This is a genomic window from Guyparkeria sp., assembly GCF_046540515.1.
Classification (GTDB): domain Bacteria; phylum Pseudomonadota; class Gammaproteobacteria; order Halothiobacillales; family Halothiobacillaceae; genus Guyparkeria.
Map to the genome: position 1 here is coordinate 1 of NZ_JBKHFB010000033.1, position 17,293 is coordinate 17,293.

General features: G+C 69.2%; 15 protein-coding genes. 12 read left to right on the plus strand and 3 right to left on the minus strand.

The genetic code is table 11. The features are described from left to right. The 12 genes from ACLFRM_RS05655 to ACLFRM_RS05710 form a co-directional block, all read left to right on the plus strand. Positions 1 to 2,166: 3'-5' exonuclease (locus tag ACLFRM_RS05655; RefSeq protein ID WP_410754748.1), on the plus strand; the 2,166-nt coding region annotated here is incomplete at its 5' end. Next, positions 2,163 to 4,442 (plus strand): exodeoxyribonuclease V subunit alpha, encoded by a 2,280-nt coding sequence (gene recD / locus ACLFRM_RS05660; RefSeq protein WP_410754749.1) that lies wholly within the window; start codon positions 2,163 to 2,165, stop codon positions 4,440 to 4,442. The genes ACLFRM_RS05655 and recD, both read left to right, overlap by 4 nt. A 31-nt stretch (positions 4,443 to 4,473) precedes the next feature. Then, positions 4,474 to 4,842 carry an Mth938-like domain-containing protein gene (locus ACLFRM_RS05665; RefSeq protein ID WP_410754750.1) on the plus strand — a complete coding sequence of 123 codons (369 nt, stop codon included), beginning with the start codon at positions 4,474 to 4,476 and terminating at the stop codon, positions 4,840 to 4,842. 63 nt (positions 4,843 to 4,905) lie between these two features. Then, the gene (locus ACLFRM_RS05670) at positions 4,906 to 6,726 is read left to right on the plus strand and encodes a YcaO-like family protein (protein WP_410754751.1); all 1,821 of its coding nucleotides are present in this window, start codon (positions 4,906 to 4,908) and stop codon (positions 6,724 to 6,726) included. Positions 6,727 to 6,746: 20 nt separating this feature from the next. Then, a complete protein-coding gene (locus ACLFRM_RS05675) occupies positions 6,747 to 7,667 on the plus strand; it encodes an AAA family ATPase (RefSeq protein ID WP_410754752.1) in 921 nt (306 codons plus the stop codon). Positions 7,668 to 7,705: 38 nt separating this feature from the next. After that, complete coding sequence (locus ACLFRM_RS05680; RefSeq protein ID WP_410754753.1) at positions 7,706 to 8,641, plus strand: DUF58 domain-containing protein; 936 nt, start codon at positions 7,706 to 7,708, stop codon at positions 8,639 to 8,641. Beyond that, positions 8,641 to 10,629: a transglutaminaseTgpA domain-containing protein gene (locus tag ACLFRM_RS05685; protein ID WP_410754754.1), complete on the plus strand. Its 1,989-nt coding sequence runs from the start codon at positions 8,641 to 8,643 to the stop codon at positions 10,627 to 10,629. Before ACLFRM_RS05680 ends, ACLFRM_RS05685 begins: the two co-directional genes overlap by 1 nt. 134 nt (positions 10,630 to 10,763) lie before the next feature. Then, on the plus strand, positions 10,764 to 11,726 hold the full coding sequence (locus ACLFRM_RS05690) for a metal ABC transporter solute-binding protein, Zn/Mn family (RefSeq protein ID WP_410754755.1): 963 nt from the start codon (positions 10,764 to 10,766) through the stop codon (positions 11,724 to 11,726). A 1-nt stretch (position 11,727) separates the two neighbouring features. Continuing rightward, positions 11,728 to 12,528, plus strand: a complete 801-nt coding sequence (locus tag ACLFRM_RS05695; RefSeq protein ID WP_410754756.1) for a metal ABC transporter ATP-binding protein — start codon at positions 11,728 to 11,730, stop codon at positions 12,526 to 12,528. Then, entirely contained in the window at positions 12,525 to 13,346 is an 822-nt protein-coding gene (locus tag ACLFRM_RS05700) for a metal ABC transporter permease (protein ID WP_410754757.1), read from the plus strand. The genes ACLFRM_RS05695 and ACLFRM_RS05700 overlap by 4 nt, the downstream gene beginning before the upstream one ends. 4 nt (positions 13,347 to 13,350) lie before the next feature. Next, positions 13,351 to 14,304 (plus strand): arsenic resistance protein, encoded by a 954-nt coding sequence (locus ACLFRM_RS05705; RefSeq protein ID WP_410754758.1) that lies wholly within the window; start codon positions 13,351 to 13,353, stop codon positions 14,302 to 14,304. Positions 14,305 to 14,409: 105 nt separating this feature from the next. Then, positions 14,410 to 15,105 carry a hypothetical protein gene (locus ACLFRM_RS05710; protein WP_410754759.1) on the plus strand — a complete coding sequence of 232 codons (696 nt, stop codon included), beginning with the start codon at positions 14,410 to 14,412 and terminating at the stop codon, positions 15,103 to 15,105. Between the two features lie 54 nt (positions 15,106 to 15,159). Here the strand turns inward: ACLFRM_RS05710 and ACLFRM_RS05715 are convergent, their stop codons facing one another. The 3 genes from ACLFRM_RS05715 to ACLFRM_RS05725 all read right to left on the minus strand — a co-directional run. Continuing rightward, positions 15,160 to 15,942, minus strand: coding sequence for a lysophospholipid acyltransferase family protein (locus tag ACLFRM_RS05715; RefSeq protein ID WP_410754760.1), 783 nt, complete (start codon positions 15,940 to 15,942; stop codon positions 15,160 to 15,162). Between the two features lie 9 nt (positions 15,943 to 15,951). Continuing rightward, a complete protein-coding gene (pgsA, locus tag ACLFRM_RS05720) occupies positions 15,952 to 16,536 on the minus strand; it encodes a CDP-diacylglycerol--glycerol-3-phosphate 3-phosphatidyltransferase (RefSeq protein WP_410754761.1) in 585 nt (194 codons plus the stop codon). After that, a partial coding sequence (locus tag ACLFRM_RS05725) for a UDP-2,3-diacylglucosamine diphosphatase (RefSeq protein ID WP_410754762.1) occupies positions 16,533 to 17,293 on the minus strand: 761 nt, incomplete at its 5' end. The genes pgsA and ACLFRM_RS05725, both read right to left, overlap by 4 nt.

A 17,293-nucleotide genomic window follows, 5' to 3' on the forward strand; every position in this document is an offset into this window, starting at 1 on the left:
TGGACCAGCGGGGTATTCCGCGAGGAACTCGCCCGGCGCACGGCCGGCGAGATCGCCGCGATGCTAGACCGCGGCCAGGCCGGTCAATGCGGTTTCCAGGCCGGAGACGGCCCGCGCCGTGGCATCGAGCCGCGCGACATCGCCGTGCTGGTACGCAAACAGGACGAAGGCCGGATGATGCGGCGGATGCTTGCGGATTTCGGCGTTCCGGCGGTGTTCCTCTCCGAGCGGTCGTCCGTGTTCGACTCGACCGAGGCGGCCGACATGCTGGTCTGGCTCGAGGCGCTGGCCGAACCGGCCCGCAGCGACCGGATTCGCCAGGCGATGGCCACCGCCAGCATGGCCCTGCCCCTCGAGGAACTGGAAACCCGCCTGCGCGACGAGGGCCGGTTCGATGCCATCTGCCAGCGCTTCCACGAGTGGCACCGGATCTGGCAGTCGCAGGGCGTGCTCGCCGCCATCATGGGCCTGATGCACCATTTCGGTATCCCCGCCCGTCTGCTGGAGAACGATGCGCGCCTGAATCGGCGCGGTGAACGTCGGCTGACCAACCTGCTCCACCTGGCCGAGTGGCTGCAGCAGACCGACCAGGACGTCGACGGCGAGGCCGCCCTCCTCCACCGTTTTCATCTGGCGATGACCGAGGGCGCGGCCGAACAGGAAATCCGGCTGGAACAGGACAGCGCCATGGTGCGCATCGTCACCATCCACGGCTCGAAGGGGCTGCAGTACCCGGTGGTCTTCCTGCCGTTCATCGCCTTGCTCGGCAGCGACCCCCAACGTGGCGGCTCGCCCACCCGCCGGCACCGCGAGAACGGCACCGTCTGGGAGGTTGCGCCGGACAAGGAGGCAAAGGCGGCCGCCGAACGGGACGCGATCGCCGAGTCCATCCGCCTGCTCTACGTGGCCATGACGCGGGCGGAATACGCCTGCGTCCTCGGCGCCGGACCGGTCAAGATCGGCAATACCAAGGCGTTCAATCCCGCCAAGTCCGCCTTCGGCCAGTTCCTCGGCTTCGAGCCCGGCCAGACCTGCGAACGGCCGGCCTATCTGGAAAAGCTCGCCGTGTGGGCCGAGCACCCGGCGATCGAGATCGTCGATCTGCCCGCGGCCCGCGATCCGGCGGTCGACCGGTTCACCCCGCCGCCCGAACCGGCCCTGCACGCACCGCGCGAGCCGGTCTTCGCGGCCTTCGAGCCCTGGTGGATCTCGAGTTTCTCCGCGCTCACCGCCTCGGTGGGTCATTCCGTGCCCCTGCCGGCCCCGGACGGTGCACGCGAAGAGTCGCGTCTCGAGGATTCCCTGGCCGCCACGCGGGGAGCCGAGCTGCCTGCCCCGGTTGCGGATCGGGATACCACGATCACCGGCACCGCGGACGACCAATCGGCGCAGGCGCTGCCCGCCGGAATCCACGAGCTGCCGCGCGGCGCGCAGATCGGCACGCTGCTTCACGACCTGATCGAGGCCGTCGCCCTCGAGGGCTTCGCGGCGTACGCCGAACGACCCGACCGGCTGCACCAGTTGCTGGAGCGAAGCGCCCATCCCGGTCTTCGGCCCCTCGACGAGAGCCAGGTCGGGGTAGTGGTCGACGCGCTCGAGACCCTGCTCGCCACCCGCTGGCGAATGCCCGGCGGCGAGACGCTGGCACTGGCCGAACAAGACCGCTACCAGGCGGAGATGGAATTCTGGTTCGCCGTCGAGCACGCGGATCTCGCCCGGCTCGATCACCTGGTCTGCGGTCACGTCGCTCCGGGCCGCGAGCGCCCGCCCCTCTCCGCGCCGACGATCAACGGCATGCTCAAGGGCTTTATCGACCTCACCGTCGAGCACGAGGGGCGCTACTACCTGATCGACTGGAAATCCAACTGGCTGGGCCCGGATGCAAACGCCTACACCCCCGAGGCCCTGGAACGCGCCATGCTCGATTCGCGCTACGACCTGCAGTTCGTCCTCTACCTGGTGGCCCTGCATCGCCACCTGGCCGACCGGCTGCCGGGCTACGACTACGACCGCCACATCGGTGGGGCGGCCTACGTGTTCCTGCGCGGCATCGCGCCGGCCACCGACGGGCCCGACAACGCCGGCGTCTATACCTGTCGCCCGGATCGGGCCCTGATCGAGGCGCTCGACGCGCTGTTCACCGGCGACCGGGAGGCCGTGGCATGACGCGTCACCCGGCCGTCGACGACATCAACGCGCTGCGCGCCCTGCTCGACCAGTGGGTCGAGGCCGGCTGGTTGCGCCCGATCGACCGCGCGGTCGCCGATTTCCTCGCCCGGCGCGTGCCCGACTCCGACCCGCTGGCCCTGCTGGCCGCCGTGCTGGCCAGCCACCAGAGCGGCAGCGGCCACGTCTGCCTCGACCTGGCCGCGGTGCAGGCCAACCCCGATTTCACCCTGCGCATGCCGCCGGCCGAATCCACGGGACGATCACCAGCGGACATCGCTACCCCGGCGGCCGTGTTGGCCGGGATCACGCTGGCCGACTGGCAACGGTCGCTGGCCGATCACCCGGCAGTCGCTCGGCTGGACTGGGACGGCGATGACCTGCCACGCCACGGCCGGCCGCTGGTGCTGGTCGAAGCCGCGCGCCCGCAACTCTACCTGCGCCGCTACTGGCAGGTGGAAGGCCGGGTCGCGGCGGGTCTCGCCGGGCGCGGGCCGATCGTCCCCGTGCCGGCCGAGCGCGTGCGTGCCGTCCTGGACGCACTGTACCCCCGGCAGGCGCATGGAACGACCGCCCCGACCGACTGGCAGAAGATCGCCTGCGCACTCGCCGCCCGCCAGTCCTTCTCGATCATCACCGGCGGGCCCGGTACCGGCAAGACGACCACCGTCGTGCGCCTGCTGGCCATGCTCACCTCGTTGACCCTCGATGACCCGGCGCAGGCCCTGCCCCGGATCGCCCTGTGCGCGCCGACCGGGAAGGCGGCCGCGCGGCTGTCCGAATCGATCGGCGAGAAGGTGCGCGGGATCGCCGCGATTCGCGCCCGGGGCTTTGCCGACGATCACTGGCCGACCGTGGCCGCCCACCTGCCCGAGCAGGTGCAGACCATCCATCGCCTGATCGGTACGCGCCCGCTCGCCGAGAGGCCGCGGCATCACCGGGACAACCCGCTCGATCACGACATCGTGGTCGTCGACGAGGCCTCCATGGTCGGCATGGAGCTGATGGCCCAGCTGGTCGACGCGCTGCCCGCCCACTGCCGCCTGGTGATGCTGGGCGACAAGGACCAGCTCGCCTCGGTCGAGGCCGGTGCCGTGCTGGGCGAGCTCTGTCGCCACGCACAAACCCGCGACTACCCCGCGCCGTTGCGTGCCTATCTGGAGACTGCCAGCGGCGAAACCCTGGCACGCGGTGATCGGGACGGCCCCGGCCAGACGGATGAACCGACGGGCGAGCCGTCACCCTCGGACCCGGTCGCCGATCACATCGCGACCCTGCGCGTCTCGCACCGCTTCGGCGACGACAGTGCCATCGGCGCCCTCGCCCGGGCGGTGAACCGGGGTGATGTGGCCGCGGTGAACCAGGTAACGGGAGTGCCCGGGAAGGCGGGCGCCTCGGAGGCGGGCGAGGTCCGCTGGGTGATCGATCGACCCGAAGGCGGACAGGCCCACGACGTGGCCGACCCGCTGGCCGAGCTGGTCGTCGCCGGGCTGCGGCCATGGTTGTCGCGGATCGCCGCGCAAACCGGGGGCTTCGATCCGGCATCGGACGAGGCCGCCGTGACCGAACTCTTCCGTCAGCACGCCGCCTTCCAGCTGCTCTGTGCCCTGCGGCGCGGGCCGGCGGGGGTCGAGGGGCTCAATCGGCGCGTGGAAGACTGGCTGTCACGCGAGGGGTTGCTGCCCCCGGGGCAACGCCCGGGTCGGTCGACCGGCTGGTACCCGGGTCGCCCGGTGATCGTCACCCGCAACGACCCCCAGCTCGGCCTTGCCAACGGCGACATCGGCCTGACCCTGCCGACCTGGCTGGAAAACGATGATATCGGTCTGCGCGTGGCCTTCCCGGTCGACACCGGGGCGGACGATCCATCCGGACATGACATCGGAGGGAGGCCGGGCTCGCGTTTGCGCTGGGTCAGCCCGACGCGCCTGCCCGAGGTCGAGACGGCCTTCGCGCTCACGGTGCACAAGGCGCAGGGTTCGGAATTCACCGAGGTGACGCTGGTGATGCCCGAGTACCGCAACCCGATCCTGACCCGGGAACTGCTCTACACGGCCATCACCCGGGCAAAGCGGCGGTTTACCCTCGTGTCCCCCATCCGCCACGGCGGGGCATCCGATGAGCCGGCAAGCGAACGAGCCGCCGCGGTGCTGTCAGCCGCGGTCAGCAGCGTCACCCGGCGCTCGGGCAACCTGTGGCGGCGACTGGCCATGCGGCTGGATCACCGGGACGACGACCGCGAGAGTGGCGCCGATGCGGATGAGCCTTTAGGCTAGCTGCCACACCCACGCCGACCGACCAGACGCCATGCGCTTGACCCAGGACGATCGCGGCCGCCGATTCGTGATCCGCGGCTTTTCCGAGACCCACGTGACGGTCAACGACCGGGAGCTGCAGCAGTCGTTCCTGCTCACCCCCGAGTCGCTGCACGACGATGTGGCGATCGACGATCTCGACGCCCTGTCGGCGCAGGGCGAGTCCCTGCTGCTGCGCGACGACCCCGAGGTCGTGATCATCGGCACCGGCACGCGCACACGAATGGGACCGGCCAGCCTGTCGGCCGCGCTGATGCGTCGCGGGGTGGGTATCGAGTACATGGACACCGCCGCCGCCCTGCGGACCTACACCGTGCTGGCCTCGGAGTTGCGTCGCGTCAGCCTGCTGGTGCTGTTCTGACCCGCCCCCCACTCGATCCACGTCTCATTTCTCCCACGACCGACCGGACCCGATTCCCCCGACATGACCGTAACCCTGATCCCCGGCAAGGATGCGCCGCTCGAAGACACCATCGCCCGCGTCCAGCACCGGTTGACCGAACTCGGCTTCGATATCGAAGCGAGCCTGTGGCGCAACCCGCTGCCCAACTGCTGGTCGGTGCACATCAAGGATCGCGGCTGCCCGGCCCTGTTCACCAACGGCAAGGGGGCCACCCGCGAGGCGGCATTTGCCTCCGCGCTGGGCGAATTCGTCGAGCGTCTCGCCTCGCAGTACTTCTTCGCCGACTTCCACTGGCACCGCGAGAGCGCCAGCGTCGACGGCTGCACCCTGCACGACCCGGCCGAACGCTGGTTCACCATCAAGGCCCCGGGCGAACGCCCAGAAGGATTGCTCGACGACCGGCTGTGGAGCTTCTACGGGGGCGATGGCGTAGAGACCAGCGCCGACTGGGGAGATCTCAACAGCGGCGTGCGTGACGGGATCTGTGCCCTGCCGTTCGTCCGCCAGCGCGACGGGAAAACGATCTACTTCCCGGTCAACGTGGTGGGCAACCTGTACGTCTCCAACGGCCTGTCAGCCGGCAACACGCTGGCCGAGACGCACACCCAGGGGCTTTCCGAGGTCTTCGAGCGGTCGGTCAAGGAACAGGTCATCACCGAGGGCATCGCCCTGCCCGAGATCCCCGCCGAGGTGATCGCGGGTTTTCCGGCCAGCCGGGAAGCCCTCGAGGCGCTGAACGGATCGGGTTTTGCCGCGCGGGCCTTCGATGCTTCGCTGGGTGGGCGTTTCCCGGTGATCTGCGTGCTGCTCTACGACCCCGAGACCGGCGGGGTGTTCGCCTCGTTCGGTGCCCATCCACGCTTCGACGTCGCCCTCGAGCGCACGCTCACCGAGCTGGTCCAGGGCCGCGATCTCGACGATCTGCACGCCTTCCCGGCGCCGACGGCCGACCAGGAACTGGCCGCCGATCCGGACAACATCGAGCTGCACTTCATCGACTCCTCCGGCATCCTCCCGTGGCAGATGCTGCGCGACGAGCCGGACTACCCGTTCACCCCCTGGGGAATGGACTGGGGAATGGAGGCCGAGGACGTCGCCGAGATGACCCGGCACGAGAAGAACGTCGAGTACGAGAAGGCGCTGCTGGCGACGTTCCACGAGCTCGGGCACGACGTCTACATCGCCGACTTCGAGCACCTCGGGCTGCCGGCCTGCCGCATCCTCGTCCCGGGCGTCTCCGAGATCTACCCGGTCGAGGAACTGATCGAGCGAAACAACAACCAGGGGCTGGACCTGCTGCCCTACTTCGAGCGGCTGGATGAACTGTCCCCCGAGGAGAGCGGCGCGTTCGCCGAGGCGATCGCGGTCCTTGCCCTCGACCCGCTCACGCCGGTCAGCGACGTCATCGGTCTTTGCGCCGGCCCCGAGTCGGTCTGGGCCGGTACGCGCATCGGCGAGGTGGAGGTGCTCGCCCGGCTGCACGCCGCCGGAGCCACGCCGCGCGACCCGGACGAGATCGGCATGGACGTCGACTGGCTCGCCAGCGTGCCGCCGCTGCCCGCCGAGCGTCAGCGACGCTACCGGGCCGCCCAGGTGCTGTGGCAACTCGAGCATGAGGCCGGACTCGCGCCCCCGGCCATGCGCCGGTCGCTCGACGCGCTGTTCCCGAACGCCCTTGTCGACGAGGCGGCCCGGGTACTTGCCGGGCAATGGGGCTATCATCCCCTGACATCGCTGACACCGGGTTTTACCAACGAACCACGGCACACGGCACTCATCGACGCCTATCGACGCGCCTACCGCGCCAAGATCGAGCGGGCCGCCATGGCCGACGCGAACTAGACGAAGGAGTTGGAACACGCATGGACGCCACGATCTGTCCGAGCATCATCGATCGCACCGCCTCGGTCGTGGTCGGCCAGCGCCCGGCGATCCGCAAGGCATTGACCTGCATCCTCGCCGGCGGCCACCTGCTGATCGAGGACCTTCCCGGTCTCGGCAAGACCACGCTGGCCCACACCCTGGCGCAGGTGCTCGGCCTGTCGTTCAAGCGGGCCCAGTTCACCGCCGACATGCTGCCGGCCGACGTGGTGGGCAGTTCCATCTTCCAGCCCGGCGGTGGTGATACCCGCTCCGGCTTTCGCTTCATACCCGGGCCGGTCTTCACCCAGATGCTGCTCGCCGACGAGATCAACCGCGCGCCGCCCAAGGTGCAGAGCGCCTTGCTGGAGGCCATGGAGGAACGCCAGGTCACCGTCGACGGCAAGCGCTACCCCCTGCCGGCGGTGTTCTTCGTGATCGCCACCCAGAACCCGCTCGACCAGGCCGGCACCTACCCCCTGCCCGAGTCGCAGCTCGATCGCTTCGCCATGGTGATCCGGCTGGGCTACCCGGACGCGGCGACCGAACGCGAGATGCTGCTCTCCGGCGGTGGGCGGGCCCACCTGGCCGAGGTCGAGCCGCTGGTGGACGCCGAGGGACTGCAACGGCTGCGAAGCCAGGCCGCCCGCGTGCACGTCGCCGACCGGATCGCCGGGTACGTGCAACGACTGCTGGCCGCCAGCCGCGAGGCCCCGGAGTTCCGGGTCGGGCTCTCGCCGCGGGCGGGGCTGATGATGCTCAACCTCGCCCGCGCCTGGGCGTTGATCGACCAGCGCGACCACGTGCTGCCCGACGACGTCCAGGCGGTGCTGCCCGACCTGGTCAACCACCGCGTCGGGCTGGACGACCACGATGGCCGCGATGCCGCCGACCTGCTGCTGGAACGCGTTCCAACGCCGTAGACCGTTCGCCGCCGAACCAACCGCCAGTGGGTTCTCCTGTGGCTCAGCAATCCCTTTCCCGCCTGCAAATTCGACCACGCCGGTTCGCACTGGGCCTGGCGGTGGTCGCCGTGGCCATGCTGCTTGCCGCGATCAATTACGGCAACAACCTGATCTTCCTGATCGCGTTCATGGTCATCGCCCTGATGGTCAACAGCGCCTGGCAGGGCTGGCGCGCCCTGGCCGCCGTCGATGCCCGGGTCGTGCCGCCGCCGATCCGACCGGCCGGCACGCCGGGCGCATTCACCATCGAATTCAGCACCCCCCGGGGTGCCCTGCCGCCACTTTGGGTCAGTACCGGGGACGAGGCCGTCTTGCCTCAACCGGCTGGCGACGATCACGCGCGCGTTTCGCTTGCCCTGCCCGGCGAACCCCGCGGCTATCTGCCCCTGCCCGAGGTCACCATCGAGACGCGCTACCCGCTGGGCCTGTGGCGGATCGACCGGAGACTGACGCCCACGGTCGGCCAGTGGATCCACCCGGCCCCGCAGGAAGGCCGCCAGCGCAGCCTGCCCGTTTTGCAGGACGACGGCGGCGCGAGTCCGGCGACAGAAGGTGACCCCACCCGCCTGCGCCCCTATCACCCCGGTGATCCGATCCGGCACGTCGTCTTTCGCCACTACGCGAAGACCGGCCAACTGATCACCCGGCACCCGGAGGGCGATGCCGAACGGCCCGACCCCGAGCTGGTCGATTACGAGACGTTCGCCGGGCCGCGCGAGACGCGCCTGTCGGCCATGACCGAACGCCTGATGCAACTGCAGCGCGCGCAGCGTCCCTGGGTGCTGCACCTGCCCGGTGAACCGCCGGTCGACGCCACGGCAACGGCCAACCGTGCGGGACGATACCCGACGGCCCTGCAACGCCTGGCCCGCTTCGGCCGACCGCAGGACGCACGGGGTTTCGATCACCCGCCACCGGGGGAAATGACGTGATGACACCCGGCCGCCTCGATCCGCTGCTCTGGCTGGTGCTGGTGGGTGCCGTCGGTCTCCTGCTGCCCCACCTGCCCGTGGCGGTGTTGCCGGTCGTGGTCGCGGCGTTCGCCTGGCGGCGGCTGCACGAGGTGGCCGGCCTGCCCTTGCCACCGCGCTGGTTGCTGCTCCTGCTCGCCACGGGCGGCACCGCGGTCGTCGTCCTGCAGTTCCACGCGCTTTGGGGGCGGGATGCGGGTGTGGCCCTGCTGGTGGTCGCCGCGGGCCTCAAGCTGCTGGAAACCCACGAGGATCGCGATCAGGTCAGCGTCCTGTTGCTGAGTTTCTTCCTGCTGGTGGGCGTGCTGCTCTTCGACCAGGCCCTGCCCATCTTCGCCCTGGTCATGGTCCTGTTCTGGCTGCTGGTCGGCGCCTGGATGGGCATCGCGCAGGTGGGCGCGGCCACGGGCCAGACGCTCGGCAGGCGGCTGCGCGAGGCCGGACGGCTGCTGCTGCTCGGCCTGCCGTTCGCCCTGATCCTGTTCGCCCTGTTCCCCCGCCCGCCGGGGGCGTTGTGGGGCGTGCAGCAGCCCGGCGGGCAGGCCCGCACGGGTCTGTCCGAGCAGATGCGCCCGGGCCAGTTCGACCGGCTGGCCGAGGACCCGAGCCCCGCGTTCCGGGTGCGGTTCGATGGCGAGCCGATTCCCGCCGACGAGCGCTACTGGCGGGTGTTCGTGATGAGTGGCTTTGCCGAGGAGGACCCGGAGAGCTGGGTGGCCGACCCGGCGGCCGGCACGCCGCGCCTGGAAACCCTGGACGACTCGCAGGTGAGCTACCAGGTCACGCTCGAGCCGACCGATTCGCGTCAGCTGCCGACGCTCGCCGCCGCCATCGACGTGCCGGAACGCAGCCGTGTGGACGGCAACCTGGTGGTCCAGCGCGAGCAGTCGGTCGACGACCGGCTGCGGTACTCGGTCACCTCGGCGCTCGACTACCGGCTGGACGTGGGCAACCTGCCGCGTTTTCGGCGCGAACGCTACCTGGCCCAGGGCGGACTCAACCCCCTCCTGGCCGATCTGGCCGCCGGCTGGCGCGACCGCCCGGCCGCCGAACGCATCGAACGCGCCCTGGACTGGTTCCGCGAGCGGCCTTTCGAATACAGCCGCTCGCCCGGGCGGCGGGAGGGCGCCGACCGGGCCGACACCTTCCTGTTCGAGACCCGCCGGGGCTATTGCGCCGACTACGCGGACGCCTTCGTCCGCCTGATGCGCGCGGCCGACGTGCCGGCCCGCGTGGTCACCGGCTACCAGGGAGGCGAGTTCAACGGCGAGTTCCTGGTCGTGCGCCAGTCGGATGCCCACGCCTGGGCGGAGGTCTGGACCGAGGGGGACGGCTGGCAGCGGGTCGACCCCACCGCCGTGGTGGCCCCGGAGCGCATCACGGACGGCATCGCGCGATCGGCATCCGAGGACGCCGAACTGCCCGCCACGGTTCGCCGTGACGAGGCCTCGTTCGGCCGCGAGGTTCGCCTGCTGGCCGAGCAGCTGGACAACCGATGGAACCAGTATGTCCTGGGTTACGACGGGGGCTTCCAGCAGGCATGGCTGAGCCGGCTGGGTCTGGCGATGCACCACCCCGTCTGGGGGGCGATCTGGGCGGTCGTGATCGCGGGGCTCGTGTGGTGGGTAATGCTGGTGATGTTCGCGCGACGCGAGCGGCGCCGGCTGGCCGGCAGCGAGGCCGAATACCTCTGGACAAGGGTGCAGGAAGACCTTGCACGACTGGGTGTGCACCGGGCCAACCCCGAGAGCGAGCGGACCCTGCTCAATCGTGCGGCACTGGCCCTGCCGTTCGCCGCCGAGGACCTGCGACGGGTCGGCCAGCTGCTCGAGGCGTCTCGCTACGCCCGCTCCCCCAGCCGTCGCCAGGCGCGCCTGTTGACCACCCGCCTGGCCAACCTGCATCGTCGCCTCAGGTGGCGGGGTCGCTGGCCACGTCGCCGATCATGAGCCGGCACAGGCCACGAGGAGGAACGCAAGGTGCAGCCGGGGAACTGGCCTCGATGCCCACCCAAATGTTATACAATAACGTTTTTGCCGCTGTCGGCCGTTTGGCGCCATCCCAACCCCTGGAGAACCGTTCCATGACCAAGCACCTGCCACCACTGAAACGCCCTCACCGTGGCCGACTCGTCGCGACGGCGGCCCTGCTTGGTCTGTTCGCAAGCGCCTCGTTGCAGGCGGCGGCCGTCAACGTGGCCGTCTCGATCCCGCCGCAGGCCTATTTCGTCGAGGCGATCGGCGGTGACCTGGTCGACGTTCAGGTGATGGTGCCGGCCAATGCCGAACCGGTCACCTACGAACCGACACCACGACAGATGACCGCACTGTCGCGTGCCGAGCTGTATTTCTCGATTGGCGTGCCGTTCGAGAAGGGCTGGCTGCCGCGGTTTCGTGACAGCAATCCCGACATGACCGTGATCGACAGCACCACGGCGATCCAGCGACGGGCGATGGTCACCCACCACCATCACGGCGACGACCACGGGCACGGCGCAGGGCCCGACGCCTCGGCCCGCGACCCGCACGTCTGGCTTTCGCCTCCGCTGGTCCGCCTGCAGGCGGAGGCGATCCGCGACGCCCTCATCGAGGCCGCGCCCGACCACGCCGCCCGCTTCCACCGGGGCTTTCGCCAGCTGGCCGAGGAGATCAACCGCCTCGACCAGTCGATCCTCGATGCCCTGACCGACATCGACCCCTCGGCGCGGCAGTTCCTGGTGTTCCACCCGGCGTTCGGCTACTTCGGCGCCAGCTACGGCCTCGAGCAGATGCCGATCGAGGTGGAGGGCAAGGAGCCGGGGCCGCGTGAACTCGCCCGCATCATCGAGCGTGCTCGTGACCACGACATCCGCGTGATCTTCATCGAACCGCAGTTCGCCCAGAGCGCGGCCCGGACCATTGCCCGTGAACTCGACGGCGAGGTACTCACCCTCGATCCGCTGGCACGCGACTGGCCGGCGGGCATGCAGGCGATCGCCGATACCCTGGCCGAGGCGCTCGGTTCCGACTCGACCGGCAGCTCCAACCGTGACAACCACGCGCACTGACATGACCGCCACCGACACACCCGCGATCGTCCTCGACAAGGTGAGCTTTCGTTTCGACCGCGAGCCGATCCTCGAGGACATCGACCTGGTCGTGCCGCGCGGGGCCTTTACCGTGATCGTCGGCCCGAACGGCGGTGGCAAGACCACCCTGCTCCACCTGATCCTCGGCCTGTACCGTCCCGATGCGGGCACGGTGCGGGTATTCGGCGACAGGCCGGGCCGACACCCGGAGCGCATCGGCTACGTGCCGCAGCACGGCAACCTCGCCCCGGGCTTCCCGGCCACCGTCGAGCAGGTGGTGCTGATGGGCTTGCCGCACGGCCGGCGCCATGGTCCCGGCTTTCGCGCCGACGAACGCGCTCGGGCCCGCGAGGCGCTGGAGCGCACCGGCATCCCGGAACTGGCGCAGCGACCGTTCGGCGCCCTGTCCGGCGGGCAGCGCCAGCGGGTCCTGATCGCCCGTGCCCTGATCACCGAACCGGACTTGCTGTTGCTCGACGAGCCGTTTTCCAACATCGATCCCTACGGGCGCGCCTGCATCCACGAAACCCTCGAGGAACTCGGCGGCACCCTGACCCGGGTGATGGTGAGCCATGATCTGGGCATCACCCGCCAGGCCGTCTCGCAGGTGCTGGCGGTCAACCGCTGGCTGGTCAGCGGCGAGGGGCCGGCGATCACCGAGGAAATGCTCGCCCTGATGTACGGCCGTCACGGCGCGGATTGCCCGATGGGACACGCGGCGATCAACGCCCACCTGGCAACCGGTCCGACCGACAGCGGCGCCAGGGGGCAGACGCCATGACCCTGCCCGAACTGCTGCAGCAGGGATTCGTCCAGCACGCGCTGATCGCCGCCGTGCTGGTGAGCATTGCCGCGGGCATCGTCGGCGCGCTGGTCGTGGTAAACCGGCTGGTGTTCATGACCGGCGGTATCGCCCACACGGCCTATGGTGGCGTGGGCACCGCAATCTTCCTCGGGCTGCCCGTCCTGCCGGTCACCGGGGTGTTCACGGCCGGCGCGGCCCTGCTGCTGGGCGCGCTGACCCGCCGCCGGCGCGAGCGCACCGACACCCTGATCGGGGTGATCTGGGCGGCGGGCATGGCGCTCGGCCTGATCCTCGTCGAGCTGACTCCGGGCTACCAGGCCGGCCTGATGACCTACCTGTTCGGGTCGATCCTGACGGTGGCCACGGCGGACCTGTGGCTGATGGCGGCCATCGATGCAGTGATCCTCGCGCTTGCGCTCTACTACTATCGCGACCTGCTGTCGTTCTCCTTCGATCCGGTCTACGCGCGCACCCGCGGCATCCCGGTGACCGGGCTCTACTTCATGCTCCTGCTGCTGGTCGCCCAGACCGTTGTGATGATGATCCAGGTGGTCGGGCTGTTGCTGGTGATCGCCCTGCTGACCCTGCCGCCCTACCTCGCCCAGCGTTACACCCGCACGCTGGGCGGAATGATGCTGCTCTCCGGCGTGTTCAGCCTGCTGTTCTGCCTGGCCGGCCTGTACGCGAGCTACTGGTTCGACATCGGCTCCGGACCGGCCATCATCGCCACCGCCTGCGCGATCTACCTGGTCGTGATCGGCATCGAGCGCCTTGTCGCCATGAAGGTAGGATAGCCCCATGCCAACGCCCCTCACGCTGGAGAAATACCAGGTCGTCGTCTACCTCGTCGCCGTGGCGGCGGGGCTGGCCATCGGACTGTTCGCGCCACCGACCGGCGAATGGCTCGAATGGAGTCTCTGGCCGCTGCTGGCCGCCCTGCTCTACGTCACGTTCACCCAGACCCACCTGGAGTCCATCGGGTCGGCGCTGGTCGACCGGCGTTTTCTTCTGGTGATGCTGACGGTGAACTTCGTTCTGATCCCGATCCTGGTCTGGGGACTGACCCGATTGTTCGTCGACGACCCGATACTCGCCATGGGGGTATTCCTGGTGCTGCTGGTCCCATGCACCGACTGGTTCGTCACCTTCTCGCAGCTGGGTCGCGCGGACGTGCCGCGCGCGATTGCGGCCACCCCGATACTGCTGCTCGCCCAGATCCTGCTACTGCCGTTCTATCTCTGGCTGTTCACCGAGGGCGATATTCGCGCCGACTGGGAACTCTCCTCATTGCTGGGCGCCTTCGTGCTGATCATCCTGATTCCGCTGGCTGCCGCGTGGCTGACCGACCTGAGTGGGCGTCATTCCCGCAAGGTTCGGCGTGGGATCGAGATGATGGCCTGGTTGCCGGTTCCCCTGCTTGGCATCGTTCTGTTCGCGATCATGACCTCGCATGCCCCGCAAGTGGTCGGGCAGGTAGCGGGTCTCGGGGCCGTGGTGCTGGTGTTCGTCCTCTATATCATCCTGGTGCCGTGGATCGCGGAGGCGGCCTCCCGACTTGCCGGGCTCCCGCCCGAGGCACGTCGGACGGTGGCGTTCAGTGCCGGCACCCGCAACTCCTTCATGGTGCTTCCCATCGCTCTGGCACTCCCGACCAGCCTGCAACCGGTCGTCACGGTGATCATCCTGCAGTCGCTGGTCGAGTTGTTGGGCTTGATTGCCTACACACGACTGATCCCGCGGATGATCCGCTGAGCCCGGCGGACCTCCCGGGAGGCGATCCGTCAACCGGGTTTTCGGGGAATTACCGAGGGTCCGTGTGGTCGAACCGCAGACGATCACCTTGGGAAGGAGCCGCGCTTGAAACGCTTGATACACATGTTGTTTTTCGTCGGCCTCGGGGTGGGCATCGGTTCGACAGCCCTCGCCGATGGCGTGGCCCGATTCCAGACCGCGGATCGCTCCCTGCCGTCCCTGACCTTCAGTTGGCAGTCACCGGAGCGCAGCCGCCTGGACACGCCCAACGAGTCGGCCCACGTGATCGCTCGCGACGGCAAGGCCTGGGGCGTGGCGAGCATCGCGGGCCAGCCGGTCACCATGGACCTTGACCAGCTGGCCGCCCTGCTCGGCCAGCACAACGCCCTGGCCCGGCTCGGACCCGAGGCAGTCGTACCCAGCCAGATCACCGCTCTCGAGCCGACCGGACAGCAGGAGACGATCGCCGGGATCGACGGCGAGCGCTACCGTGTGGACTGGGTCGACAACGAGGGGCGCTCCCGCACCGACGAGGCCGTGCTGACCGACGACCCGCTGGTGATCGAGATGCAGACCGCCCTGCTGGGCGGCATGACTCGGGCGATGGCCCGCAGCACGGGCGTGACCGGCCACGAGGATGCCGAACGGGAGCTCGAACGACGGGAACTCGCGGTGCTGCGGTTTGCCGACGAGTTCCGGCTCGAGTCGATTTCCGCCGTTTCGCAGCCGGATGCGCGCTTCGAGACACCAACAAGGCCGGTGGACCTGCAGCAGATCATGCGCGGGGTGATGGGGAATTGATTGATCCAGCAAGGCACCCGGAGTCGATACGCGGAACCGGGGATGGCGGCGAGCTCAGCGCGCATTCGTTTCGTGTGACGGCAGTTCGTGCTCCGGACTGGCAACCCGCATGGCGACGGCGTGGTGCGCACGACGCGCGATCCCGCTGCGGGTATCGGCGGGACCGGGGCGGATCGGCTCGAGCACGTCGATACGCGCCTCGATGCCCCTGCTCGACAGCACGCGCCACAACGAGGGCCACAAGCTTTCGTTACCGATGAACGCCGGCGCCGTGGTGCGTCTGCCCTCGGCATCGAAATAGCGCAATGCAATCGGCACCACCGGTCGCTCGAGGCGCAAGGCCGGTTCGAGCAAGCGGGCATGAAACCGGCGCACGACGTGACCGTCGGTGGTCGTGCCCTCGGCGAACACCACCATCTGCCGGCCGTGGCGCAGGCCCCGCTCGATCGCCTCGCCGGCCGCCTCGCTGCCGCGCCCGCGCTCGATGAACTCGGTGCCGGCCAGCCGGGCGAGTCGCCCGATCACCGGCCAGCCGCGAATCTCGCTTTTCGCCAGGAACACCGTGCCGCCACGCACCCCACCCAGGAGCGGAATGTCCAGCCAGCTGATGTGATTCGGCAGCCAGAGACTGCCCCCGGGGGGAAGCTCATCGAGATAGCGGCTCCCCTCGATCTGCAGCCGCACCCCGAGCACGGCGTACGCCCCGCCCAGCCAGGCGCGGACGCGCTCGAGACGGGCCGGTTCGTCCAGTCGTGAAAGCCGCCGGACATGCCAGAGGCCGGCCACAAGATAGGCGAGCAGTCGCGGGCCGCGGATCAGGGCTCGCAATACGGGCATCACGCCGGCTCAGCGCTCGTCGGTTCGGGAAGCCGACTCGGCGCGCTCGACGGCGATGATCGCCGCCCGCGCGTACTGGGCGCCGGAGACGACGGTAAGCACCGCGGCGAGCATCAACAGCCAGTAGCCGATGGTGTGAACGTCGATCAGGCCGAACAGCGGGAAATGGTAGAGAAGAAACAGGATCGCGAACATCTGCGCGGTGGTCTTGAGCTTGCCCAGCGGCGACACCTTGACCGCCGCGCTGATCCCGCGTGCGGCCATCCACTCGCGCAGCGCCGAGACGAACACCTCGCGTCCGATGATCACTGCCGTGGCGATCACGATCGGCAGGTCGCCATCCGTGAACACCAGCAACACCAGCGCCACCGTGACGATCAGCTTGTCCGCCACCGGGTCGAGAAACGCACCGAAGGCCGATTGCTGGTCCCATCGCCGCGCGAGATAGCCATCGAGAAAATCGGTCAGTGCCGCCAGACCGAAGATACAGGCCGCCGCGGGCCGGGCGAATTCCATCGGCGTGAACAGGAACACGATCACCAGCAGCGGGATCGCCCCGATACGCAGCCAGGTCAAGATCATCGGCAGACTCATGCCACCGCCTCCGTGCCGCTCGGCCAGCTGGCGACGATTTCGGTTTCCTCGGGGGTGAAGCGCTCGAGGGTCAGACGCTCGCCGGCGAGGGCCACCAGCCAACCGTGCTCGCCCCAGTCGCCGGTCACCACCCGTGGCCGTCCGCCGTCGAGTCGATGGATGGCGGGGCGGTGGGTGTGACCATGGATCAGGCCGTCGCAATCGCTGCGCTCGAGGATCTCGTCGACCGCGGCGCGGTTCACGTCCATGATGTCCTCCGGCTTGCTCGAGGACGCCGTCCGGCTCTTGTTGCGCAGATCCTCGGCAATCGCGATGCGTTCGGCAAGCGAACGGGCGAGAAAATCCCGCACGAAGGCCGGGTCACGCAGCTGGGCACGCATGGCCTGATAGGCCGCATCGTCGATGCACAACTCGTCGCCGTGGGTCAGCAGCCAGCGTCGCCCCCCTTTTTCCAGCACGTACTGGTCCGGAAGACGCCGGGCGCCGAGCCGATCGAGCAGATCGCTGCCGACCAGGAAGTCGCGGTTGCCGGGCTGAAAGGTGACTGTCGCTGACAGGTCGGCGAACCGCTCGAGGCGCTGGGCGAGCGCCGGATCGAGCGGCTGGTCGTCACCGATCCAGTAATCGAACAGGTCGCCGAGGATATGGACCGCCTCGGCGCCCTGAGCGCGTTCGAGGAAGGCGTCCAGCAACGCGAGCGTGCGCGGCTCGGGCCGGGCGAGATGCAGGTCGGCGATGATCAGGGTTTCGGCCATGG

What these genes read in the sequence shown, in the direction of transcription:
- recD (WP_410754749.1), top strand. Translation starts at nt 2,163, where the DNA reads ATGACGCGTCACCCGGCCGTCGACGACATCAACGCGCTGCGCGCCCTG.
- ACLFRM_RS05665 (WP_410754750.1), top strand. Translation starts at nt 4,474, where the DNA reads ATGCGCTTGACCCAGGACGATCGCGGCCGCCGATTCGTGATCCGCGGC.
- ACLFRM_RS05670 (WP_410754751.1), top strand. Translation starts at nt 4,906, where the DNA reads ATGACCGTAACCCTGATCCCCGGCAAGGATGCGCCGCTCGAAGACACC.
- ACLFRM_RS05675 (WP_410754752.1), top strand. Translation starts at nt 6,747, where the DNA reads ATGGACGCCACGATCTGTCCGAGCATCATCGATCGCACCGCCTCGGTC.
- ACLFRM_RS05685 (WP_410754754.1), top strand. Translation starts at nt 8,641, where the DNA reads ATGACACCCGGCCGCCTCGATCCGCTGCTCTGGCTGGTGCTGGTGGGT.
- ACLFRM_RS05690 (WP_410754755.1), top strand. Translation starts at nt 10,764, where the DNA reads ATGACCAAGCACCTGCCACCACTGAAACGCCCTCACCGTGGCCGACTC.
- ACLFRM_RS05695 (WP_410754756.1), top strand. Translation starts at nt 11,728, where the DNA reads ATGACCGCCACCGACACACCCGCGATCGTCCTCGACAAGGTGAGCTTT.
- ACLFRM_RS05700 (WP_410754757.1), top strand. Translation starts at nt 12,525, where the DNA reads ATGACCCTGCCCGAACTGCTGCAGCAGGGATTCGTCCAGCACGCGCTG.
- ACLFRM_RS05705 (WP_410754758.1), top strand. Translation starts at nt 13,351, where the DNA reads ATGCCAACGCCCCTCACGCTGGAGAAATACCAGGTCGTCGTCTACCTC.
- ACLFRM_RS05715 (WP_410754760.1), bottom strand. Translation starts at nt 15,942, where the DNA reads ATGCCCGTATTGCGAGCCCTGATCCGCGGCCCGCGACTGCTCGCCTAT.
- pgsA (WP_410754761.1), bottom strand. Translation starts at nt 16,536, where the DNA reads ATGAGTCTGCCGATGATCTTGACCTGGCTGCGTATCGGGGCGATCCCG.